Below are 22,524 nucleotides of genomic sequence, written 5' to 3' on the forward strand. Positions count from 1 at the left end.
TACTAGTATTAGATGAATCAGCAGATCCACCGTCAGCGGCGAAAGCAGTCATGCTCACTAAACACCGACATCACGGGGCAATTGCTGCGTAGCCATACCGCCATCTAGTATCAACTGCGCGCCCACCAAGGTGGGTGCACTCGCGGATGCCAAAAAGAGTACCGTACGCGCGATCTCCTGCTGCGAACTTGGCGCGCCTGCCGGCATGTTTTTCAGACGACGCGCTTCAACACCGGCAGGCAAATGGTTCCAGCGCTCAGTCCATACATAACCAAGCACCAATGAATTGACACGTATACCATCACCGGAGAGCTCCTGCGCCATTGAACGCGTCAGCCCATCCAGCGCCGCCTTACTCACATTATACGCACTGCGCCCATAAATTCCCTGCTGACTGGCCAACGAGGAAATATTCACGATGGCCCCTCCTTCATGCTGCTTCTGATGCTGGGCAACAAGCTGACAACAGCGAAATGCCCCAAACAAATTGACCTCCAGCACTTCTCTAAAAAATTCGGGACTCTGCCCCAATACCCCGTCATCATTGAGTCCCAAATGCGCAGCATTATTAACCAATACGTCTGGCATCCAGTCTTGAGCGTCCAGTTGCTGAAATGCGCGATCGATGGCTGTTGCATCCGACAAATCAAATGCCAGCTGCAACAATTCAGCCTCGGGATATGAGGCTTGTAAGCCATCATATGTAGCCTGGAAATTTGCTTCACAACCGTGCAAAACCACACGTGCTCCTGCTTCAATAAAAGCGATAGCGATAGCCAGGCCGAGATTGCGAGAGGAGCCCGTCACTAAAACGGTTTGTCCACTAAAAGAAAGACCAGCGGTTGAATCAATTGGCATACTATTGAACAGTCGAAAAAAGTGATCGATCAGTTAATACTAAAGGATAATCCGTTAGCGGAATTAAAAAATGTGTGCCGACATGCGCATCATCACAAATGTAAGGCTCGGCAAAGGCCGTGATATCATGAATACTGGCAGTCATCAGAACACCCTTTACTTCTTAAAAATAAATCCACTCCCCAGGGGGCGAATATCAGTCAACGTGCCATCATAATGTCGCAATTCGTGCGGTTGATAAGGATATTTCGCCAATGCTTCGACATCAATATCCACGCCCAAGCCCGGAGTGCTTGGAATAGTTAAGGTCCCATTTTCAAAGCTGGTATCCTCTCGCGCAACTTCCTGCCGCCAGTCCACATCCGTCGCCATAGTTTCCAAACGCATAATGTTATTCGAAACCGCAGCGACATGCAGTGTCGCCGCATTCGCCACCGGGCCACAGGGATTGTGTGGACAGCAGGGTATATAATGTGCCTCGGCCATATCAGCAATACGACGTAACTCCATAATCCCCCCAGCATGAATCACGTCAGCTTGAACAAAATCGGCTGCTTTGAGCGCAAAGAACGGCACATAATCCCAACGGCTATACAAACGCTCGCCTGCAGCGATGGGGATGCGTGATCGCCGCCTCACATCGGCTAATGCATCAAGATTCCCCGGTGGCAACGGTTCTTCAAACCAGCCTACATTATAATTATAGAGCATATCAGCAATACGCACCGCAGTCGGCACATTAAAACGGCCATGCCCTTCAATCAGTAGTTCCGCGCGCTCATTGACAACTTCCGCGACCGCAGCGACGCAAGACTCTGCCTGCTTCATCACTTCAGGCCGTAAATCGTAATACGCCGAGCCAAAGGGGTCCCACTTCAAGCCCCTGTATCCTGCATCAATTGCCAGTTTTGCTTTAGCTGCAAACTCTTCCGGCTTTCGCGCACCAACAAACCATGCATTCGCGTAACATTGAATCGAATCACGAACCTTACCACCCAATAATTCATAAACAGGGACTTCCAGTGCTTTTCCTTTAATGTCCCAGAGTGCCATTTCCAACGCACCCAGTGCAGACATGTAAACAGGCCCACCACGGTAATATACCTCGCGATTGACGTCATCCCAAATAGATTGAATGTCGCCTGCGTTGCGCCCGATCACCGTAAGAGCAATCTCATTTATAGCTTCGGCGACAGTCTTTTCACGATACTCGAGCGAAGCTTCGCCCCAGCCATAAACCCCTTCGTCCGTCTCCACCTTTAAGAAGACCCAATTAGTGCGAAAGCAATCGCCAATATATGGAGTAATTGAGGTAATTTTCATAATAATCTATTTTTGGATCGAATTCAAAGCTGAAGCGCTCAAATCCAACGATCAAACTTAAGCGCTTTACAGCAGTCAGCTTAAAGTTAACAAATATGGGCTTACCTATTGTAGAACTATGACAAATCTCCCGCCTCAATCGGCTGACTGGCAAGCACTCAACCCAGTGCTTGAGCGTTGTTATCAAGGGCGCCCACAAGGCATATCCGGCACCTTTCAAGGTACCGTATTAACCATAGCGAAATTACTAAACGGAGACGTCCGAATGGAAAAAGATGGCTATGAGGTATCCACCAATGCGACCAAAAATGAATGGATTATATGTATGCCTGGCACACGCACGCAGCACTTCTCAGACGATGCAGAAATTTATTCGATCCACTTCGCACTAGGCACCCCACAGAATGGTGCTGAATGGACAGGCAAACCAATTATATGCACCCCGACCCACACACACGCGGAGAATGCATTGAGTCAGCTCATCAACTGCCCGGTTCTCCAAGACCTTCCCCAGGCGCAGCGCTTAAATCTACGCGCGCTCAACGTGCCCCTAAATGACTACTTGGAACTTAAAAAATACAGTTTCTCGCTCCTACAGTGGGCCCTCACCTTTTCAAGGCAATCTGGCATGCACTACGAAGTACCCCGCATCCAAGATACTCGGGTGCGCACCAGTCACCGCAATTTAGCCAGCCTCGAAATTTATAAAGAATTTGACCGTAATACATTCGCAGCAGGTGTAGGATTAACTGCAGGACAACTCGATCGCCTGTGGCGCAAAGAGTTAAAGACAACTCCAAGTCGATACCGTGACCGCCAACGACTGACTTACGCCTGCGAGCAACTGAGACAGCATGAAATCCCCATTAAAATCATCGCGGCCGAGCTTGGCTTTCGGCACATTTCACAATTTTCCAATTGGTTCAACGCGCGCCATGGTGAATCCCCGCGCAGCTATCGTAAACGACCGAGCACTGACTAGCGTTATTCACTGAGTATAGGCTCCTAGCTCTGAGCGATATGTCCAAGCGTAGAGTATAGCTTCTCAGCCCCCAGACCATGCTGCACTCAGGATAGCAGCCACAGCAATCACTATGCAGCAGTCCCACAATCTGGAAAGACCAAGGTAAAGGTAGTGCCCTCTCCCACCTGACTGGCCACAGAGATCTCACCTCCCAGGCTGGTCAAATAATGATGTACCAGATAAAGTCCCACCCCCTTACTATCCGCACGGTCATGAAACTTCTGATGCATCTGAAAAACATGCTCACGATTGTGTTCTAAATCGAAGCCCACACCGTTATCACTAAATACGAGCTCGACCCCTCGTTCCAATTTACGCGATCGCAGCTGCAGTAACAGCTCACGGCCAGGATGCGCATATTTTATAGAATTACTGAGCAAATTCATAAAGATTCCTTCGAGATAGCTACGGTTGAAACAGATCTCTGGACAACTTTCAAAATCCAGCTGAATCCGACCACAGGAGCGCTCGATTAGACAGTGAATCGATGCTGTAACCTGCTTAAACGACTCTTCTAAATTCAGCACCTCCAACATAGAATGATGAGATTCTGCATTCAAATTATCCACATAGCGGTTCAGCATCTTCATCAAATCTTCTGCGGAATGCTCCAACACTTCTAAGATCTCCAATGTCGCTGGATCCTCAATTTTACTGGTATCGATAAGACCACTCAGGGCAACCAGTCCAGCCACAGGCGATCGTATATCGTGAGCAGTGGCATTCGTAAAATGCTTAAGCCTCTGATTCGTTCTCGTCAATTCGGTCAACAATTGGTCGCGCTGCGCCTCACGTGACTTGATGTGTGAAATATCTTTGGCGATGGCGTAGACCAATTCACTGTCCACCATCGGTATAGAATTCCATGAAAGCCAAACCACCCGCCCATTGCAATGCAGGTAACGATTCTCAAAGTTTAATAAGCGTTTCCCCTTCAAGGCAGCAGTGCGGTGCTGGGCAGTCCGTTCTAAATCATCCGGATGTATAAAATCACGAATTGGGCGCGCCATTAATTCTGCCTCAGAATACCCCAGCGTATCGCAAACAGCCGGATTGATTCTTTTAAAGTAACCATCAAACCCTGCAATACAAAGAAGATTCGGAGAGGTTTCGAAAAAAGGATCTACCGAATACTCAATCTTCTCACGATCTGATTTACACATGCCTATTATAAATATATAAAAAAAATTATTGCAATTCTCTTTATATCCATGGCTCAAAGGCTCCTAGTTCAAAAAATACCCCATGCCACGACAAATTGGCGCCTGCATCACGTGTATGGGAGCGATTAAGTCCCTATTAGCATTCTTTTGCGAAAATAGATCAAAAGTTATTGCACCTAATGATCAGCTTTGGCATTTACGAACCTTTCGTGTCTTTAACATAAACTAAGAAATACAGATGAATATCCACGAGTATCAGGCCAAACGCCTTCTTCAGGAATACGGAGTTCCCGTCCCGCGCGGTTACGCCGCCACCAATTCCCGAGAAGTTGAAACCGCTATCTCCCACCTTGGCGACGACATGATCGTTGTGAAGGCCCAAATCCACGCAGGTGGACGTGGCAAGGGAACTTTCACCGATGGCTACAAAGGTGGCGTCAAGGTGGTCAAGGATCGTGAGTCCGCCCTAGATGCGGCGAACCACATGCTTGATAACACGCTGGTCACAGCACAAACGGGCCCAGAAGGCCGTAAGGTGCAGACGCTCTACTTTACAGAGGCCTGTGACATCGAGCATGAATATTATCTAGCCATCGTACTTGACCGCGAAACAGCACAATCTGTCGTGATCGCTTCAACGGAAGGTGGTATGGATATCGAAGAAGTCGCAGAAAAGACTCCGGAGAAACTGATTCGTGTGCCAATTTCCCCCACCATGGGTCTTCGACACTACCACTGCCGCCGTGTTGCCTTTGCGCTCGGCTTTGAAGGCGATCAAGTCAAGCAATTCGCACGTATCCTAACAGGCGTCTACAAAATGTTCTGGGAAAAGAACGCGATGCTAGTGGAAATCAATCCCTTAGTCACCACTAAGCAAGGCCAGCTCATGGCACTCGATGCCAAGGTCTCCTTTGATGGCAACGCGATATTCCAACATCCGGAAATCCAGCAACTGCGCGACTTCAACGAAGAAGATCCTAAAGAGATCGAAGCCTCCAAGCACAATCTCGCCTATATTGCACTCGATGGTAACATCGCCTGTATGGTGAACGGTGCAGGCCTCGCCATGGCAACAATGGACATCATCCAGAGCTTTGGTGGTTCGCCGGCCAATTTCCTCGACGTCGGCGGTGGTGCCAACGAAGACCAAGTGACTGCAGCCTTCAAAATCATTCTATCTGACCCGAACGTGAAGGGTATCCTCGTCAACATCTTCGGCGGCATCATGAAGTGTGACGTGATTGCCAACGGCATTGTCGCGGCTGCGAAAAATGTCGAAATTACCGTGCCACTGGTGGTTCGCCTCGAGGGCACCAATGTTGAAGCTGGTAAAAAGATCCTCCGTGAAAGCGGCGTGGCTCTGACACCAGCCGACAGCTTGGTACAAGCTGCGGAAATCATCGTCGAGCAAGTCAAGAATGCTGACTAATCCCAATAACGATCACATTTAACAACACATTCCAATGAGTATTCTCGTTAACAAAGACACACGTCTCGTCGTTCAAGGGATCACCGGTAAGACTGGTACCTTCCACACACAACAATGTATCGAATATGGCACCAATGTCGTCGCAGGCGTGACTCCCGGCAAGGGCGGTCAAATCTGGGACGGAAAAGTCCCTGTCTGCAATACAGTGGCCGAAGCTGTCGAGCAGCACGGAGCCAATGTTTCGGTCATTTACGTGCCGCCCGCCTTCGCTGCGGACTCGATCCTTGAAGCCATCGAAGCGGAGATTCCCCTGGTAATCTGCATCACCGAAGGTGTGCCCGTTCGTGACATGGCTGAGGTGCGTCGTCGCCTTTACTTCCACAATACAAAAACTCGCTTAATTGGGCCCAATTGCCCAGGGATCATCACCCCCGGCGAATGTAAGATCGGCATCATGCCTGGCTACATTCACAAGCCAGGTCGTGTTGGTGTCGTATCACGTTCCGGCACACTAACCTACGAGGCTGTCTGGCAACTCACACAACGAGGCCATGGTCAGTCGACCTGTATTGGCATTGGTGGTGACCCAATCAATGGCACCTCACAAACCGACGCCATCCGTATGTTCAACGAAGACCCTGACACAGATGCAATCATCATGATCGGTGAAATCGGTGGCAGTGCAGAAGAAGAAGCCTGCGCCTATATCAAAGAGCACGTGAAGAAACCAGTCGCTGGTTTCATCGCAGGCGCATCTGCACCCAAAGGGCGCACGATGGGCCACGCAGGAGCCATCGTATCTGCAAGCGGCGCTGGAACAGCCGAAGCCAAGTTTGCTGCAATGGAAGACGCTGGCGTCTCCATCGCCCGTAACCCGTCAGAAATTGCCGACGCCTTATTACGTATCTACAAAGGCTAAATTGAACTAACCAACAAATATAGTTCATACAAATCTGCCTGCTGGCTTTTCAGCCCAGGCAGATTTTTTTGTGCATCACTCTTATCTGTGAAACCAAATGAATAAGCCGAAAACAATGAAATTTTCCCAGTAAACACGCTTTACACCACCTACCCACACCTTAGCGTGGAAAAGATCATTCAGGCTGATGACTCTCATCTACTACCACATCCGTTGATGCAGTATAAGCTAGGAAAACAAAAATATAGACTGAGTTTTGATGCAAAAAATCAAAGACATATTTCCAGGAGACATTTTGACCTCTTGGTTCACCTCTCTCAAAAGTTTAGGTGAGTTTACTGGCATTAGATTTGGAAATGTTGCTAAAAGCAGCGGTGAAGTTGATTGGGTTTTCATAGATCACACTCATTACGATGGCATTGGGGGATTCGCACAAATTCTGCGAGAACGTGGCGGTAACCTACCCACTCATGAACTGCCGCGGATTTCACATCAATCTCCCGATTCCGTAATGCCTTTGATTAAGTCTCTCCCAAAATTCTTTCAAAGCCCTCGTCGTTTAGAATGGAAAAGCTTGGATGGGTCTCAGGTTCCTTACCATGAGTTCGGTCCGCCTAAATCTCTCTCCTGGCATTTATTCAGCGAAGAAGAAACATCAAAAATAAAGCAGTTGAGCCGCAGTATGGATGTAACGGTCAACACCTATCTGTTGAAGCACCTAGATCGTTCTGTTCGCAGCGCAATCAAAGATCCTTCCGAGGGTATTCCGTGGATGATTCCCGTAAATTTGCGAGGCAAAGTCTGCAACCATGTAGATGAATCAAATCACTCTAGTTGCATCAATATATCTTTAAAGGCTTCTCACACAGTGAAGGATGCTCACAAGCTTCTATACCGCGAGTTAGATCATGGAAATCATTGGGCAAACTGGTACTCCTACAAATATGGTGGAAAGCTTCCTGATAGAATTCGTTGCAATTTGATAAAAGCTGACCGTGCTGGTTATTGTTGGAATATAGGTTGTTTTTCTAATCTAGGCGACTGGGATAAAGAAAAACGTCTTGAAGGAAGCGCGGGTGAAGGATTCTGGTTATTTGCTCCGCCTGTCTTAGAAGGGCAAAGGCTGGGTGCAGGTTGTGTAACTTTTCGAGGCAGAATGAGCTTGCTCTTGCAACTGCATCCAGCCTTATCCACAGATCCCGAGGTTGCCAAAGATTTCATGCAAAATTGGATTGAAAACATTGAATTGGATCTCTTTTAACAAGGCTCTACGCCGCCATTGTTTCTACACTGTGACTTTTACCAGATTCCTTCTTCCGCTATCTTCGTATTTTCTGCTTGCTCTTTCGAATGCCGAAGCAATCGGATTTCGGCTGCCAAATCAGGATCCGGATGCAATTGCCCGCGGAAATGCTTTCGTTGCCACTGCGGATACGCCTTCAGCTGTGTATTTTAATCCTGCGGGAATCACCCAGCTGGAGGGCCAAAATGCCAGTTTGGGCCTTTATGCCATTAGCGCCAACGTAGAATTTACCGGAAATGGAACTTCTGGCAAAACGGATTCCACCGCACAATTCGTTCCACAGCTCTATTACACATACTCTTTAGATAATTCGAATTGGTCCTTTGGGATCGGGGTATTTGCGCCATTTGGTTTATCTATCGACTGGGGAGATGATTCCCCTTTTCCTAGTAAAGCGAGGAACGGTCGCTTAAGTTACATCAGTATTAATCCAGTCGTTGCTTATCAAATTTCAGACGAGCTTTCATTGGGAGCTGGTGTTTCTCTCGACTATGCTGAATTTGAAGTCGAGCAGGCTCTATTTCCCAACAATCTAGGGACTTTCGAGTTTGCAGGAGATGGAACGACCGTTGGCTTTAACTTTGGTCTCTTGTATCAGCCCAACAAAAATTGGTCTTTTGGGCTCAATTTCCGTTCGGCAACTTCGGTCGAACTTGATGGAGATTCGACAGTTAAAACTCCGATCGCTATTGCTCCTGCATTTCCTGCCGCAGGAACCTATCAATCTAATTCGAGCGCCAACTTCGACTTGCCCCAAAATATTGACATCGGGGTTTCTTATCGCCCGAATGAGGATTGGAATTTTGAGATTAACATTGATTGGACAGATTTCGATGTCGTTAATTCCAGCATTATAGAGGCGACTCCGCTCGGTGATGTGAGTTTTCCATTAAACTATGAAGCCAGTTTCACATACGAGTTCGGAGTGACTCGCTACCTCAATGACGGCTATTATATTAGTACAGGGTATATTTTTAGCGAACAATCTGTTCCAGACGAAACATTCACTCCACTCAACCCGGATGCGGATTACCACCTATGGGGTATCGGAGTTGGGCGTAAAGGCGTAAAATGGAGCTGGTCCTTTGGCTATCACTTTGCCTATAACGGAGGAAAGACTATCAGTGGGAATGCTCCCTCTGCCGCAGGAGAAACTGCGGACGGTGAGTATGAAACCTTTAATCATGCGGTCAACTTGGCTCTTCGTTACAAATTCTAGAAGAACTTAGGAGGTCATCGTTCTCGGAACATGCCTTCGTCGCGACGGATGATGGCTCCCATTTTCTCCTCCACGTCAAAATCCACCTGAAAGACGATGGCAAACGCGCCCTGAACGCCATCCGCATCGTGAGGCAATTAGGTCGCCAGTGTTTCGGCGTGTCCTTTTTCAGTGATCCATGCTGGTAAGCCGCAGGCTTACCAAGAATGCAATGAAGGGTGACTGAAACGGGTGCCCTTAGGGCGGCCGAAGAAACAAGAGAACGATGTGCGATTGTCGCCGAAGCGTTTTTGAAACACCGTCTGCGTGAATTGATTTCAAATGCGATGCATTAGAAATCTAATGACACTACAATCACTTATACATTTTGAATACTCGTTTCAATAACGCGTTTGCATAGTTGGAGTTCAACACGACTGTTTTTTTAATATATGATACGATTTTAATAGTCATCTTAAACTAGATCCCTTGTCTTAACTAACATGAAGATCGCGATTTTAGGGATTGGCCTACGTTTTCCACCAAATTGTAACAACCTGGATTCTTTGTGGCGCTTGCTAGAAACTGGCGGCGACGCGATTGTCCCCGTCCCCAAGGATCGCTGGGATCCACGTCGTTTTACAGATAAAGACCCCGATCGCCCCGGAAAAAACTACGTCGCTAAGGGCGGCTACCTACGGGAGAACCCGCGCCTCTTTGACCCCGCAGTGTTCGGCATTTCTCCGCGGGAAGCCCATGGCTTGGACCCCCAGCAGCGGGTGCTACTGGAAACGACTTGGGAAGCCTTTGAAGATGCAGGCATCCCGATCGAGCGACAAGATGGTGCTCGCACGGGCGTCTTTGTCGGCGGCTTTTGCCTCGATCACTTACTACAGATCAACCATCCGGCCAACCGTCTATTGGCTTCCTCGCACTCGGCGACCAGTGCGACCATGACGATTCTCTCCAATCGTCTGTCCTATGTTTTTAATTTACGAGGCCCCAGCTTCACACTCGATACGGCCTGTTCTTCCTCCTTGGTCGCCTTGCATTGTGCCTGTCAATCCTTGATCAGTGGCGAGACTACCATGGCCCTCGCCGGAGGCGTCAATATCATGATGCGTCCGGAATTCCCCTTAATGATGAGCAAGGGGCGCTTCCTCTCCGAGCACGCCAACTGCCGCGCTTTTGACGCATCGGCAGGCGGCTATGTCCGTGGCGAAGGTGCAGGCCTGCTCTTACTCAAACCGCTCGACGCGGCACTCGCGGATGGCGACAGCATCCATGCAGTCATCGAAGGCACGGGGGTAAACCAAGACGGGCGCACACCCGGTATCTCGCTGCCCAATAGCGAGGCACAGGAAGAATTGATGCGCGAGGTCTACACTCGCGCGGGCGTTGCACCTGCAGAGGTCGACTACGTCGAGGCCCATGGCACCGGCACTCAAGCGGGCGATCCGCTCGAAGCCAGAGCGCTGGACTCCGTCTTTCGTGAAGGCCGCGATGCCGAACAGAAACTCCTGGTCGGCTCGATTAAGACCAACTTCGGGCATACTGAAGCCGCGGCTGGTGTAGCGGGCGTGATCAAAGCGGTGCTCGTACTCAAGCATCGGCAAGTGCCGCCCACCCTACACTTCAAAACGCCCAATCCAAAGATCCCCTTTTCCAAATACTTATTCCGCATCGCGGATGCCAAAGAGGCCCTGCCCTCTATCAGCGAAAAGCCGGTCTTACACGTAGGGGTGAATTCCTTCGGTTACGGCGGCACCAATGGACACGTCGTGCTATCCTCCGCACCGGAGCTACCAAGCGCCAGCCCCTGCAAGGAAGCGGAGCCGCCCTTCACTCTGTTTCCGCTATCTGCTCGCAGTCCGGAAGCACTCCGTGAGAGCGCCAGTCGACTCGCATTTTACGTGCGTCGCAACAAGACCGCCTCCCTGAGTGATTTATATCATACCCTGGCGCATCGTAAATCTTTACTCAACTACCGTGCCGGCATCGTGGCATCCGACACCAAGGACTTACGCCAAAAACTCATGCTCGCCTCCAACGGCGATGAGCAGGACGGCCTACGCATTAGCAACGAACCCGTCGAAGCGACACGCCCGGTCTTCGTCTATACCGGCATGGGCCCGCAATGGTGGGCGATGGGCCGTGAGCTCTTCGAAACAGAACCTGTTTGTGCGCAAGTGCTGGACGAGGTGGAAGCCATCTTTCGTCCGCTCAGTGGCTGGTCACTCAAAGAAGCCATGCTGGCCAAAGAAGCCGACTCGCCGATGATGAAGACCGAGGTGGCCCAACCAGCCAACTTAGTGATTCAACTCGCGCTCACACGCCTATGGCAGCAATGGGGCATTGAGCCCGCTGCAGTCATTGGCCACAGTGTGGGCGAAGTGACTTCGGCCGTAGTGGCGGGCGTCTACACCTTGGAAGAAGCCGTATTGGTCAGTTACCACCGCAGTCGCCTGCAAGCCAAGGAAGCCGGCAAGGGGGGCATGCTCGCCGTCGGCCTACCGGAAGCCGAAGTGGGAGAGCTGTTAACAGGACGCCCAGGTGTGTCCATCGCAGCGGTCAACAGTTTCTCTTCAGTCACGCTATCAGGCGATCACGAGGAGCTTAAAGCGATCGCAGCTGAGCTGGAAGCGCGCGAAGTCTTCCACCGCGCTCTGCGCGTGGAGGTCGCCTACCACAGTCCACAGATGGACCCCATCGAGGCGCCCATTCTCGAAGCACTGGCGAGCTTAGATCCCAAGCCCGCGCGCATCCCACTGTTTTCAACCGTCAGTGCGGAGCAAAGCACTGGAGCCGAATGGACAGCTGATTACTGGTGGCGCAATGTGCGCCAGCCCGTGCGCTTCGCCAGTGGCATTCAAGCACTGATCGAACAAGAGCATTCGCTCTTCTTGGAAGTGGGCCCACACCCCGTATTAGGAAATTCGATACAAGAGGTCGCCGCCGACTCGGGCAAGCGTTGCCGCACCGTCTTCTCGCTGCGCCGCAAAGAGCCTGAGCAAGCGACCCTGCACAACAACCTAGCCGCGCTCTTCACTCTGGGCGTCACGCCCGATTGGAACGCCGTCGGCCCACGTGATGGTTCTTTTGTGCGCCTACCCAGCTACCCTTGGCAACGCCAACTCTACTGGCAAGAGACTGCGGACTCCGAAATGGACCGCGTCGGCCTGCCCGGCCCGGTCTACCAAAACACTCGCATCCACGCCTCGCAAAAGACTTGGGACGTTGAAATCAACGATGCCTTTTTCCCCTTCGTGAAAGATCATAGAGTGCAAGGGCAGACGGTCTTTCCTGGCATGGGTTACATCGAAAGCGCGTTGTTCTTACAACAGTCAGCAATGGGCGAAGCCTCCACCTGCTTACGCGACGTCGACTTCGAGGCGGTTCTGATTATGAACCCCAATAAGTTGCAGCGACTAGTCAGCTCTCTAGACGAGCAAACAGGAGAGTTTACCATATCCAGTCGTATCGAGGGCGATGCAGAAAGCACTCGTCGCCATGCCCGCGGACGCCTTTCACCCAGGCCCTTGGAAGCGGAAACCGCCTATTTCCCAAATATTCAAACTTGGCACGATCGCTGCCAACATGAAGTGCCCCGTAGCACTTTCTACGATCGGCTACAGCGTCGTGGTTTAGAATATGGCCCTCACTTTCGTCCGGTTCAGTCCACCCAGACAGATGGGGTCCACTTTTTAGCCGAAGTGGAGGGCATGCCTGAGACAGCCGATCCAGCGCACCTGATCCATCCCACACTCCTCGACGGAGCCCTGCAACCGGTACTCTATGTTGCCAAAGGCGAACGAATGGTTCCTGTATCCATCGCATGCCTACGCTTTCACGCATCGCCAAGTACGCATAAAATCATCGCCTTCGGTTGTATTAATCACGAGACCGACACGAGCTTGAATGCCGATGTGTTTGTTTGCGATGAAACCGGTAAACCTCTAATCACAATCGAGGGCATCACTTGCCAGTCCATAGGCGGCTCTAGCGAATCCGCGCTACCTCCCATCTATTTGCCCGATTGGCGTGCGCCCGAGCCAGTGCAGGCTGTCGCAGGTTCATTCGACTGGAATGCTTGGCAGCTCATCGCAGAAGCCTCTGCTTCGGTTAATTCGCTCGAAGCCGCACTGTGCGATGCTGGCGTCCAACAACTACCTTTTACGAAGTCCAACGGAGACAGCGAACAAAGCAGCTGCTTAGATCTACAAGGCAAGGAACAACTGTTGTTTCTGCTACCAGCAATCGACGCAAGCGACGATCCCTATCAAAGCATACGAGCCCTCAACCTATGCTTCCTCGCTCTATTGCGGGAACTGAAACAACAAGCGTTTGAAGGGCAACTCGTCCTCATCACCAACAGTCCTCCTCACGAAGCTAGCCCGAGCGTGAACGCCATCTCGGCACTGGCTGCACTGGGGCAAAATGAAATCGAAGGTTTACATACCCGTTGTATTTACCTCGCCACCAGTGATTCCAAACAAGCACTCAAATCCTTAGAGGCCGAACTGTCGCAAGAAGCCACTGGCGAAGTCTGGCTTGATCAGGACGAACGTCGCAGCCCTTGCTTAACCAAGCAGGTGCCGCAAGCGATCGAAATCGCACCCGAGCAAGTGTCCCTCTCGGAGCCCGTACACCTCGTCGCCAATGACGGCAAAAAACTAAGTGATCTGAGTTTCCAACGTTGCCAACGTGCGGTGCCACAAGCAGGCGAAGTCGAATTACGAATCCACAGTTCAGCACTCAACTATAAAGATCTATTAAAGATCTACGGTAAGCTCCATCCACTGGTCCTACGTGACACCTTCTTTGGCGAAACGCTCGGCATGGAAGTCTATGCTGAAGTCATCGCCCTAGGCAGCAACACCAGTGATGAACTGCAAGTGGGCGATCCTGTCATCGCCCTACTTCCAGATGCATTTCGCTCCTTTGCGACCGTGCCAGAAACTTTCGTAGTTAAAGCCCCCAGCGGTTGGGGAGCAAACGCCGCCTCGATTCCTGTAGTCTATTTAACCGCAGTGCATGGCTTAGAGAAGTTGGCACAACTGCAAGCAGGCGAACGTGTCTTGATCCATCAAGCCACTGGCGGACTCGGGCTCGCCGCAATTGACGTGGCTCGCAAAGCCGGTGCCGAAATTTTCGCAACCGCGGGCAGTAAAGCGAAACGTGAATGGCTACAGCAGGCAGGCATTCAGCACGTCTTCCCTTCGCGCGACTTATCCTTTGTAGAAAGCATACTCTCCGCCACCGCTGGTGAAGGGGTCGATGTGATTCTGAGCGCGCAGACTGGACTGGCGCAAAAAGAAAGCCTGAACCTACTCAAACCAGGTGGTCGCTACATTGATGTTGGCAAAAAAGACATCATCAACGATAGCGGACTGCCACTACGCGCGTTTAATCGCAATCTACTCTTCGCTGCGGTCGACATCGATCGCCTACTGGTAGAACGTCCCGCGTACATTCGAGGTCTGATGCAAGGCATCGTCGCGGACTTCGAATCAGGCAGCTTCCAAGGCGTCGCCACGGAGTCATTCCCTGCCGCTCAGATTGAAGCCGCTTTTAACAAAATGGCACAGAGTAAGCATCAGGGTAAGATACTGATCGATTTTTTAAACGGCAGTGTCGAAACGACTCCAGCGGAGACGAGCAAGTCGGTGGCTCGTAAGACAGGTGCTTACTTAATCACAGGAGGCACTTCTGGCTTTGGTCTGGAAACAGCCAAGTGGCTGGCTCGTAAAGGTGCCGGTCGTGTTGTGCTACTCAGCCGGCGCGGTGATGCAGTGCCAGGCCTGGCGGATAAACGTGCGGCCATCGAAGAAGAAGGCGCCGAAGTCGTCGTGATCAAAGGCGATGCCACCCTTGTCGCAGACTTACAGCAAGCACGCACAGCGATGAGCACCGATGGCTTCACACCGGCAGGCATCATCCACGGTGCCATGGTACTCGAAGATGCATTTCTCGATGAGATGGATGCTAAGCGTTTTGAAGCAGGCTTCCTGCCCAAGGTGGCGGGAGCACTTGCACTGGAGGCCGTCTTCGGCGGTGCCTCTTTAGACTTCCTCGTATTTTACTCCTCGATCTCAGCGCTCATAGGTAATCGCGGTCAGGCAAATTACATCGCAGCCAACGCATTTCTCGATGCCTATGCCCTACGCCTTCGACAAAGAGGCATGCCAGCAATTTCGATCAATTGGGGCGCCCTGAAGGATTCTGGTGTGGTGGCACGCTCGGCAAGCCTCGAAGGCGCACTCGAAGCGGCCGGTGTTAGAGCACTCAGTGATGAAGAAGCCTTAGCTGCCCTCGAAGTCGTGCTGCAAGCGGATACCGCCCGCGCGGCAGCAATCGACCTCGACTGGCAGGTCTGGAAACAAGCCCACCCCAAGCTGGCGCAAGACCCTCGCTTCCTAGAGCATGCCGAAGCACCTGCTCACGGCCTAGAAAACAAAACCGCCCAAAAATTACTTGCGGAAATCATCGAACTCAAACAGGATGAAAAATCCGCACGGCTCGAGCGGGAAATCGCCGAGGTTCTTTCCAACGTGCTCAAAGTATCCGCTGACAGTGTCAAACCTGAAGCACGCCTGACCGATATGGGCGTCGACTCACTTCTAATGCTGGAATTAAGCCTTGGCCTCAAAGAACGCACCGGTATTCCATTCACAGCGATGGAACTGCTAAAAGGCCCCAACGTCCGAGAATTGGCTCAAGTGCTGCTAACCAGGTTAACCGGTCAAGATACCTCTACCACCCCGACTCAAAACTAACTCTACTCTTCGGTTTCCGCCGAAAACTAATATTCATCCCTCTCTCTAATATCGTGGAACAGTCTATCTCTGGCATCGACAGTGTCGTCTCCTTCTCCAACAATCAGGGTGCAAAAGGCCGTGGCACCCTCGTGCACGTCTCGCGGTCCATGGCAGTGTTCGAGGTGTATAATCCTTTCTCTATCGTGCAGTTGAGTGAGGTGCTAAAAGAAATTGTGATCATGCGCGGCGAGCGGATCATCTATCGCGGCAAAGGTGTGGTCACCAGTATTGTAACTACAGGCCTAATGACCATTGTCTCGGCAACATTTACTGACAGTTGGAAAGACCCTGGTGCACTACGCCCCAACAAGACACTTGAGGATGAAATAGAGACCTTTATCGATGGCTGGGAAAAGGGCCACGACCTCTCGGCGTCTTATCAGCTAGTCGTCAATAAAATGTCCAATTTCTTTGCGGAGATCAGTCGCTGGTTAGAAGAAGTCGAAGTCGCACTCCTAGAGGATTTCGATAGCAACGACTCCGAAAGTATTCAATTCAAGAACAGTGTCGAAAAGCCTGTGCTGGAGAAAATGATCGAGTTTTATCGTCTTTTCGAAGCTGAAGCTGCAAAGATTCCTCAAGAAGAAGTCAGCCTGTATAAAGCCTTTGCCCGACGCGAATTACATCCATTTATCCTCTGCGCTCCATTTGCACACCGTTCGTTCACCAAACCGCTGGGCTACGCGGGTGACTACGAAATGGTGAATATGATGCTCAAGGAGTCGCCCAGTAAGGGCAATAACGCCTACGCTCAGATCGTCAACGATCTGCATACCAATGTACCAGCCTGTATCGCCCACTGTAATCGCATCGACTTCTTGGTCGAATCATTAGGTGACGTAGTCAACCAAGTGCAGGAAGAAATGCGTGTCTGCAATATTCTCAACGTTGGCTGTGGTCCAGCGGTTGAAGTTCAGCGCTTCATTCGTGACAATGAGCTGTCCGAAGAATGTGTCTTTACATTAATGGATTTCAGTGAAGAAACACTCGAATATACCAATGGTCGCATCAAAGAGGCCATTGCCAAATCAGGGCATCAACCAGTAGTGAACATGATCAAACGCTCCATTGACGAGCTATTAAAGGACGTGCACGACAATGATGCCGAAATCGTGCCGACTTACGACCTCGTGTATTGTGCCGGGCTGTTTGACTACTTTCCTGACAATGTGTGTCGTAATCTGATCAGTTTATACTACCGCTGGGTAAAGCCAGGCGGCCGTTTGATCGCCACCAACGTAACGCCAAGTAATCCTGAGCGTTACACACAGGAACATCTGCTGGAGTGGTATCTCATCTATCGTGATGAAGAAACGATGGCATCGCTCGCCCCCCATGGCACCCAACCTGTGATCGAACTGGACGAAACAGGCGTCAACATCTTCCTGACGATTCACAAAGAAAACTAATGTCGACCGCTCATACAGAAAGCTTGCTGGAGGGACGACTTTCTATTCGCAAAATCCTAGACGGATTCTCGAACCTGCTAGGTAAAACGGAGCCAGCGGACAGCGAACTGATGGCTGCGTACCGAGAAACGGATACCGAACGCAGACGCGTACGCTTACACATCGGCATTTGGATCTCAACGATTGGCATGCTCGCGGGTGTAACACTCGACTATTTCGTCTATCCCGAACATCTGGGAGCGTTATTTTCAATAAGACTCGTCGCTACACTGGTCCTGTTTCTACTATTATTTGTCTTAAAAAAAAGAAAGGTTGATCGTGCTCTAGTTAAGAATTTGGGCATCACGATGGCATTTGTAGATAACCTCGCATTTACGACGATGGTCTTCTATCTTGGCGGCGCAACGTCCCCCTACTATGCGGGGATCAACTTGGTACTGCTCGCTATGTCCGTGCTGCTACCTTGGACCTTGAAAGAGACTTCCGCAGTCTGCCTCGGCTCAATTGCGCTCTATGCTTTTGCTTGTATGCTTGAAGGCAATCTCTCTGAAACTGGCGTCTTCTCGAGTTTTTTCAACAACACCTATTTTCTAACGATCACAAGTGTAATCTGTGTAATTTCTGCCCACTTACAAACGCGTGCACGCTTCAGTGACTTCCAACTCCGCCACAGTCTAGACAAGCGCAACCACGAGTTGCAAACCTTGGACCGACTGAAGACAAATTTCTTCTCTAACGTCACACACGAACTTCGCACGCCCCTCGCCCTCATCCTTGGCCCAATCGACAATGTCTTAAAAGGCCGTGAAAAGCTAGCCGACCGTCACCACGAAAACCTACTGGTGGCTCAACGAAACTCGCTACGCTTGCTCAAACTCATTAATGATCTACTGGACCTAACTCGTATGGAGCAAGGAGACAACGTACTCTCTAAAAAGACCTTAAAGCTAAAAGCTTACCTAGTCGAAATCGTCGACTCCGTTCGCCACCTAGCGACGGCCAAGGGCGTCAGCTTGAGCGTGGAGCCCAACAGTGAGTCCATCTATCTCGAAGCCGATCCTGCCAGGATGGAAAAGGTCATTCTTAACTTGTTAACCAATGCGATCAAATTCACAAGTCGAGGAGGCGCAATCAAAGTTGGCTACAAGACGCTTCCTGAAGAAAAGATTGCCATCTACGTAGAAGACAACGGGGCCGGCATCCACCAGAAAGACCTGAACAAGATCTTCGACCGCTTTTATCAAGTTTCAGGAGAAGGCGGCTCGAGTGAACAGGGCGTCGGCATCGGCCTCGCTCTGGCCAAAGAACTGATCAAACAACACGACGGCCAACTCGAAGTCGAAAGTGAGCCGCAAAAAGGTTCCCGCTTCACCATGATCTTGCCGGGCTCACTGCCGCTGAGCAGTCGTTCGCCCGACGTCGTAGCACACGGCTCCCCTGACGCAGTTCAAAATTCGCCGCAACTTACAAACGATGTAGACCAGCCTCTCTTACAAGCCTTTCGCTCGGCCGACCGCACCTTAGTTAACCGTAATTCTGAAAGTGATGAGATTTCCGTATCAGGCAGCGGTGATCAAGTCGTGCTGATTATCGAGGATGAGCCAGACATGATGCGTTACATCACCAGTCTGCTGAACGAACACTTCAAGCTCGTAAGTGCACGCGATGGGCGCAATCTTGAATACTTAATCGAAACCTATGATCCGCAGCTAATCCTGCTCGACTGGATGCTACCAGGCCGTGACGGCCTCACCCTTTGCCGAGAAATTCGTAAAGATAACCGCAACAATGCACGCAAGGTTGTAATGCTGACCGCACGCGTCGATGAAGCCTCCAAAGTCCACGCACTCGAAGCTGGCTCCGATGACTTCCTGCTCAAGCCATTCAGTAGCATCGAGCTCATTACACGTATTAATAACCTGATACGCAATGCCACACTGCAAATCAGCCTCAAGCAATCTAACTTAGAACTGAAAGAAACACTGCAAAGATTGCAAGAGACCGAAGCGCACCTCATTCAAAGCGAAAAAATGAATGCACTCGGCTCACTCTCTGCAGGACTACTGCACGAGATCAACAATCCACTCAATTACGTTTTCTCAGGAATTCAAATTCTTGAGATGCAAAACGACAGTTTCGATGATGAAACCAAGGAAATGATTGGTGACATCAAGGAAGGTCTGGTGAGGGTGAACGATGTGATGAAGGACCTCACCACCTTCGCCTACCCCGAAAAGCCGGGGCAGGTGTCTGAATTCCCCCTCATCGAAGCTTTTCGAGCCGCCGAGAAAATCACTTCTAAAGAAACAATGGGCGTCGACGTCCAGGTCGATCTACCCAGTGAATTAATTGTTAAGGGACAAAAGACTCAGTTGATGCACGTATTTATCAATCTACTAACCAATGCAGGCAAAGCACTGGTCGAGCACCCCAGCGAGCGTCCCAAAGAAATCAAGGTGAGCGCAGAACGCATCGAAGACACCATCAAACTCGTCTTCCACGACAACGGCATCGGTATATCGGAAACCATTCGTAAGCGTATCTTTGAACCCTTCTTCACCACCCGCGATGTCGGTAAAGGCATGGGCATGGGCCTATCAATTTGCCGCACCATTATCGAAAACCACGGCGGTTCTATTTCAGTCGACTCCAAAGTTGACCACTTTACTATCTTCACTATCCATATTCCAGTAACGAAGGCAAACGATCCAAAATGAGCAAAAACGACTCCCCCACACTACCCGGCATCTTATACGTCGATGACGAGACCCAAGCCCTCAAGTATTTTGCGATGGCTTTCAAAAAGAACTACCGCGTCTTCACGGCCGACAACGGCAAGACCGGGCTCGAAATACTGGATGCGCATCACTCCGAAATTTCGATCATCGTATCCGACCAACGCATGCCTGAAATGACAGGAGTCGACTTTCTCTCGCAAGTTCGCACTCGCCACCCAAGTAAAGTGCGAATTCTCACCACCGCCTACTCGGACTTGGAAAGTGCCATCCGTTCAGTCAATGAAGGTAAGATTTACCAATACGTCACGAAGCCCTGGGATTTACAGGACTTCAAGATGGTGCTAAAACGAGCCTACGACTACCATAGTATCCTCTCTGAGCGCGATCAGCTCATGAGGCTCAAGATGAGCACCCTGCAACGCATCATTCTAGCCGATCGCTTAAAGACCCTTACTGGTGTCGCTCATTCCGGTTGCATCAAAGAAACGGCACTCTTTATCGACACCCTTTTGGGCATTATTCAGGGCTTACCCCATAGCTTCGATCTAAACCCCGCCTCCGGAGGCGCTGCCATGCTGCAACACGGTCTCGCCAAATTCATTAAACAAGAGCGCAGCGCCAACGCTGAGATCCTAAAAGCCTGGCAGTCTGCCGACTTCGAACTCGAGACACGCATCGCAGCGCTTAACACGGCAACAAAAGATACAGATGCAAGCCAAACGATACAACTGACGATCGAACAAAACAGCGACTCCCTGACGATTCATTGCTCCATAGGTGACCACACCCCGCAGCAAGTGCTCAACCAGTGCCTGGGTATTCTTTGTGAAGCGGAACCCTCCCCGCTCGCACTTAATTTCTTCCAACTGCTTGCAGCGGCACGAAATGCTGGCAAATCTGTGACACTGTGCCCGAAGGCTGGTGCCGAGGACAGTGATTTGCTCTCGATTTCCGCCCAAAGCAACGAAGATGCGGAACATTTAGAAGAAATCCTTGCCAAACTCTATGATCGTTGGGATTCTGCAAACTTGGGATTCTAATTTTCCCGTGGCAACTCACTGCCCGTTTCAGTTCATTTTTCCGCACCGCTCACGCGGCCCAACAATGGTAGACGTAATTAACAAGCGCCCGGGCGTCCTTTTCGTGGACGACGAGGCAAATGCACTCAAGGTGTTTCGCAGAGCCTTTGAGCGGGATTTTCAAGTATTCACAGCCTCGTCTGTCGATGCAGGCTTGAAAGTACTCGAGTCGGAGGCGCAAACAATCAGTGTAGTCATTAGCGACCAACGCATGCCACAGCGCAGCGGTATCGCCATGCTGTCAGAAGTCCGTCGACTCTACCCCGAAAAAATACGCCTGCTAACAACCGCCTATACACAAGTCGACACACTGGTCGACGCCATCAACGAGGGAGCAGTTTATAGCTTCATCTCCAAGCCTTGGGATTTGAACAATCTTCGCAAAGAGATTTTATCTGCAATTGAGTCCTATTCCACTGCCTGCGAACAACAAAGTTTACTGACAGGGCGAATCGAAGAACTCAAACAAGCCGTGCTCGACGAGAAGATAATGGAAATAGGCAATGTTGCCGTCAATCTAAGTCACTATGTCGATAACGCCCTATGCCCGATTGAATTACTCATCTCTAAAATTGAAGATGATTTAGTCCAAGATTCAAAGACACTGACTAAATCTGAAGATCGAGCAACCTACCTCGATTTTCTAAAACGCATTCGAGTGCATATTCACTCGACCAGCACTCAAATTGCACGACTACACCAGGCAAATTCTCCTCTAGTCCCCGACAGCTTCAGTCGGATCGATCTAGTCGAAGTCTTGCAACAAGCCATGACTGCAAACCAAGTGCTGATGAATGGCAAAAACATACGAATCGAGCATCAAATTGGCCCAGAAACCTGTCATATCTGGGGCGATCGTGAACGCTTGGTCGATCTCTTCAACTTCCTTCTTGCTGAAGAGGTGGTGTCGCTCCCAGAATCCTCCTCCGCCAGCATAGACATTTCCCAACTGCCTGGGCAAGATGCGATCAGCATCACCCTGGAAGATCGGGGCCCCGTCCCCAATCAAGTCGCGCCCTCGCACCTGCTCTACCCTTTCAATGTACGCAGCGGCGATCCGCGTCAGATGGGCGTCTTTCTTATTTGTGCTTATTTAATTGTTCGCAGTCACGGCGGAAGCATGCATAGCAGTTTGCGCGAAGGCGGCGGCGTACGATTTACTTTCGAACTCCCGATAAACCAGCCGGATAGATCAGATATCAAATTACGAAGCGGAATTGCGAATTGACTCTCTTAGCATTAGATTCTTTATTGTACAAGCGC

The 22,524-nt window shown here is 50.6% G+C and carries 14 protein-coding genes; 10 read left to right on the forward strand and 4 right to left on the reverse strand.

Annotated elements, in window-relative coordinates:
• Positions 1–57 precede the first annotated feature (57 nt).
• Together QEH59_RS06535 and dgoD are read right to left on the reverse strand one after the other, a co-directional pair.
• Positions 58–858: an SDR family NAD(P)-dependent oxidoreductase gene (locus QEH59_RS06535; protein WP_308984559.1), complete on the reverse strand. Its 801-nt coding sequence runs from the start codon at positions 856–858 to the stop codon at positions 58–60.
• Between the two features lie 156 nt (positions 859–1,014).
• On the reverse strand, positions 1,015–2,181 hold the full coding sequence (gene dgoD / locus QEH59_RS06540) for a galactonate dehydratase (protein ID WP_308984560.1): 1,167 nt from the start codon (positions 2,179–2,181) through the stop codon (positions 1,015–1,017).
• A 118-nt stretch (positions 2,182–2,299) separates the two neighbouring features.
• On the opposite strand from dgoD, the gene QEH59_RS06545 reads away from it, so the two are divergent.
• Positions 2,300–3,163 (forward strand): helix-turn-helix domain-containing protein, encoded by an 864-nt coding sequence (locus QEH59_RS06545; RefSeq protein WP_308984561.1) that lies wholly within the window; start codon positions 2,300–2,302, stop codon positions 3,161–3,163.
• A gap of 110 nt (positions 3,164–3,273) precedes the next feature.
• On the opposite strand, the gene QEH59_RS06550 is transcribed toward QEH59_RS06545, so the two are convergent.
• On the reverse strand, positions 3,274–4,368 hold the full coding sequence (locus QEH59_RS06550; RefSeq protein ID WP_308984562.1) for an ATP-binding protein: 1,095 nt from the start codon (positions 4,366–4,368) through the stop codon (positions 3,274–3,276).
• A 238-nt stretch (positions 4,369–4,606) separates the two neighbouring features.
• Here QEH59_RS06550 and sucC point away from each other — a divergent pair, with 238 nt between their 5' ends.
• The 4 genes from sucC (at position 4,607) to QEH59_RS06570 (ending at position 9,238) form a co-directional block, all read left to right on the forward strand.
• Positions 4,607–5,797: an ADP-forming succinate--CoA ligase subunit beta gene (gene sucC, locus QEH59_RS06555; protein ID WP_308984563.1), complete on the forward strand. Its 1,191-nt coding sequence runs from the start codon at positions 4,607–4,609 to the stop codon at positions 5,795–5,797.
• A gap of 34 nt (positions 5,798–5,831) precedes the next feature.
• Complete coding sequence (sucD, locus tag QEH59_RS06560) at positions 5,832–6,716, forward strand: succinate--CoA ligase subunit alpha (protein WP_308984564.1); 885 nt, start codon at positions 5,832–5,834, stop codon at positions 6,714–6,716.
• 259 nt (positions 6,717–6,975) lie between these two features.
• Positions 6,976–7,977, forward strand: coding sequence for a hypothetical protein (locus QEH59_RS06565; RefSeq protein WP_308984565.1), 1,002 nt, complete (start codon positions 6,976–6,978; stop codon positions 7,975–7,977).
• Between the two features lie 31 nt (positions 7,978–8,008).
• Entirely contained in the window at positions 8,009–9,238 is a 1,230-nt protein-coding gene (locus QEH59_RS06570) for an OmpP1/FadL family transporter (protein ID WP_308984566.1), read from the forward strand.
• A 14-nt stretch (positions 9,239–9,252) separates the two neighbouring features.
• Here the strand turns inward: QEH59_RS06570 and QEH59_RS06575 are convergent, their stop codons facing one another.
• On the reverse strand, positions 9,253–9,375 hold the full coding sequence (locus QEH59_RS06575; protein ID WP_308984567.1) for a hypothetical protein: 123 nt from the start codon (positions 9,373–9,375) through the stop codon (positions 9,253–9,255).
• Positions 9,376–9,720: 345 nt separating this feature from the next.
• Here QEH59_RS06575 and QEH59_RS06580 point away from each other — a divergent pair, with 345 nt between their 5' ends.
• The 5 genes from QEH59_RS06580 to QEH59_RS06600 all read left to right on the forward strand — a co-directional run bounded on the left by QEH59_RS06580 (position 9,721) and on the right by QEH59_RS06600 (position 22,489).
• Positions 9,721–15,993, forward strand: coding sequence for an SDR family NAD(P)-dependent oxidoreductase (locus QEH59_RS06580; RefSeq protein WP_308984568.1), 6,273 nt, complete (start codon positions 9,721–9,723; stop codon positions 15,991–15,993).
• 53 nt (positions 15,994–16,046) lie between these two features.
• Entirely contained in the window at positions 16,047–17,444 is a 1,398-nt protein-coding gene (locus QEH59_RS06585) for a class I SAM-dependent methyltransferase (RefSeq protein WP_308984569.1), read from the forward strand.
• Complete coding sequence (locus QEH59_RS06590; RefSeq protein WP_308984570.1) at positions 17,444–20,161, forward strand: ATP-binding protein; 2,718 nt, start codon at positions 17,444–17,446, stop codon at positions 20,159–20,161. The genes QEH59_RS06585 and QEH59_RS06590 overlap by 1 nt, the downstream gene beginning before the upstream one ends.
• The gene (locus QEH59_RS06595; RefSeq protein ID WP_308984571.1) at positions 20,158–21,222 is read left to right on the forward strand and encodes a response regulator; all 1,065 of its coding nucleotides are present in this window, start codon (positions 20,158–20,160) and stop codon (positions 21,220–21,222) included. Before QEH59_RS06590 ends, QEH59_RS06595 begins: the two co-directional genes overlap by 4 nt.
• Before the next feature lie 64 nt (positions 21,223–21,286).
• Positions 21,287–22,489, forward strand: a complete 1,203-nt coding sequence (locus tag QEH59_RS06600; RefSeq protein WP_308984572.1) for a response regulator — start codon at positions 21,287–21,289, stop codon at positions 22,487–22,489.
• Positions 22,490–22,524: the final 35 nt, after the last annotated feature.

Source organism: Thalassobacterium sedimentorum (assembly GCF_031127905.1).
Taxonomy (GTDB): Bacteria; Verrucomicrobiota; Verrucomicrobiia; order Opitutales; family Coraliomargaritaceae; genus Thalassobacterium; species Thalassobacterium sedimentorum.

Coding starts and splice junctions, on each gene's coding strand:
- sucC (WP_308984563.1), top strand. CDS start 4,607: ATGAATATCCACGAGTATCAGGCCAAACGCCTTCTTCAGGAATACGGA.
- QEH59_RS06535 (WP_308984559.1), bottom strand. CDS start 858: ATGCCAATTGATTCAACCGCTGGTCTTTCTTTTAGTGGACAAACCGTT.
- dgoD (WP_308984560.1), bottom strand. CDS start 2,181: ATGAAAATTACCTCAATTACTCCATATATTGGCGATTGCTTTCGCACT.
- QEH59_RS06565 (WP_308984565.1), top strand. CDS start 6,976: ATGCAAAAAATCAAAGACATATTTCCAGGAGACATTTTGACCTCTTGG.
- QEH59_RS06600 (WP_308984572.1), top strand. CDS start 21,287: ATGGTAGACGTAATTAACAAGCGCCCGGGCGTCCTTTTCGTGGACGAC.
- QEH59_RS06580 (WP_308984568.1), top strand. CDS start 9,721: ATGAAGATCGCGATTTTAGGGATTGGCCTACGTTTTCCACCAAATTGT.
- QEH59_RS06550 (WP_308984562.1), bottom strand. CDS start 4,368: ATGTGTAAATCAGATCGTGAGAAGATTGAGTATTCGGTAGATCCTTTT.
- QEH59_RS06590 (WP_308984570.1), top strand. CDS start 17,444: ATGTCGACCGCTCATACAGAAAGCTTGCTGGAGGGACGACTTTCTATT.
- QEH59_RS06545 (WP_308984561.1), top strand. CDS start 2,300: ATGACAAATCTCCCGCCTCAATCGGCTGACTGGCAAGCACTCAACCCA.
- sucD (WP_308984564.1), top strand. CDS start 5,832: ATGAGTATTCTCGTTAACAAAGACACACGTCTCGTCGTTCAAGGGATC.
- QEH59_RS06595 (WP_308984571.1), top strand. CDS start 20,158: ATGAGCAAAAACGACTCCCCCACACTACCCGGCATCTTATACGTCGAT.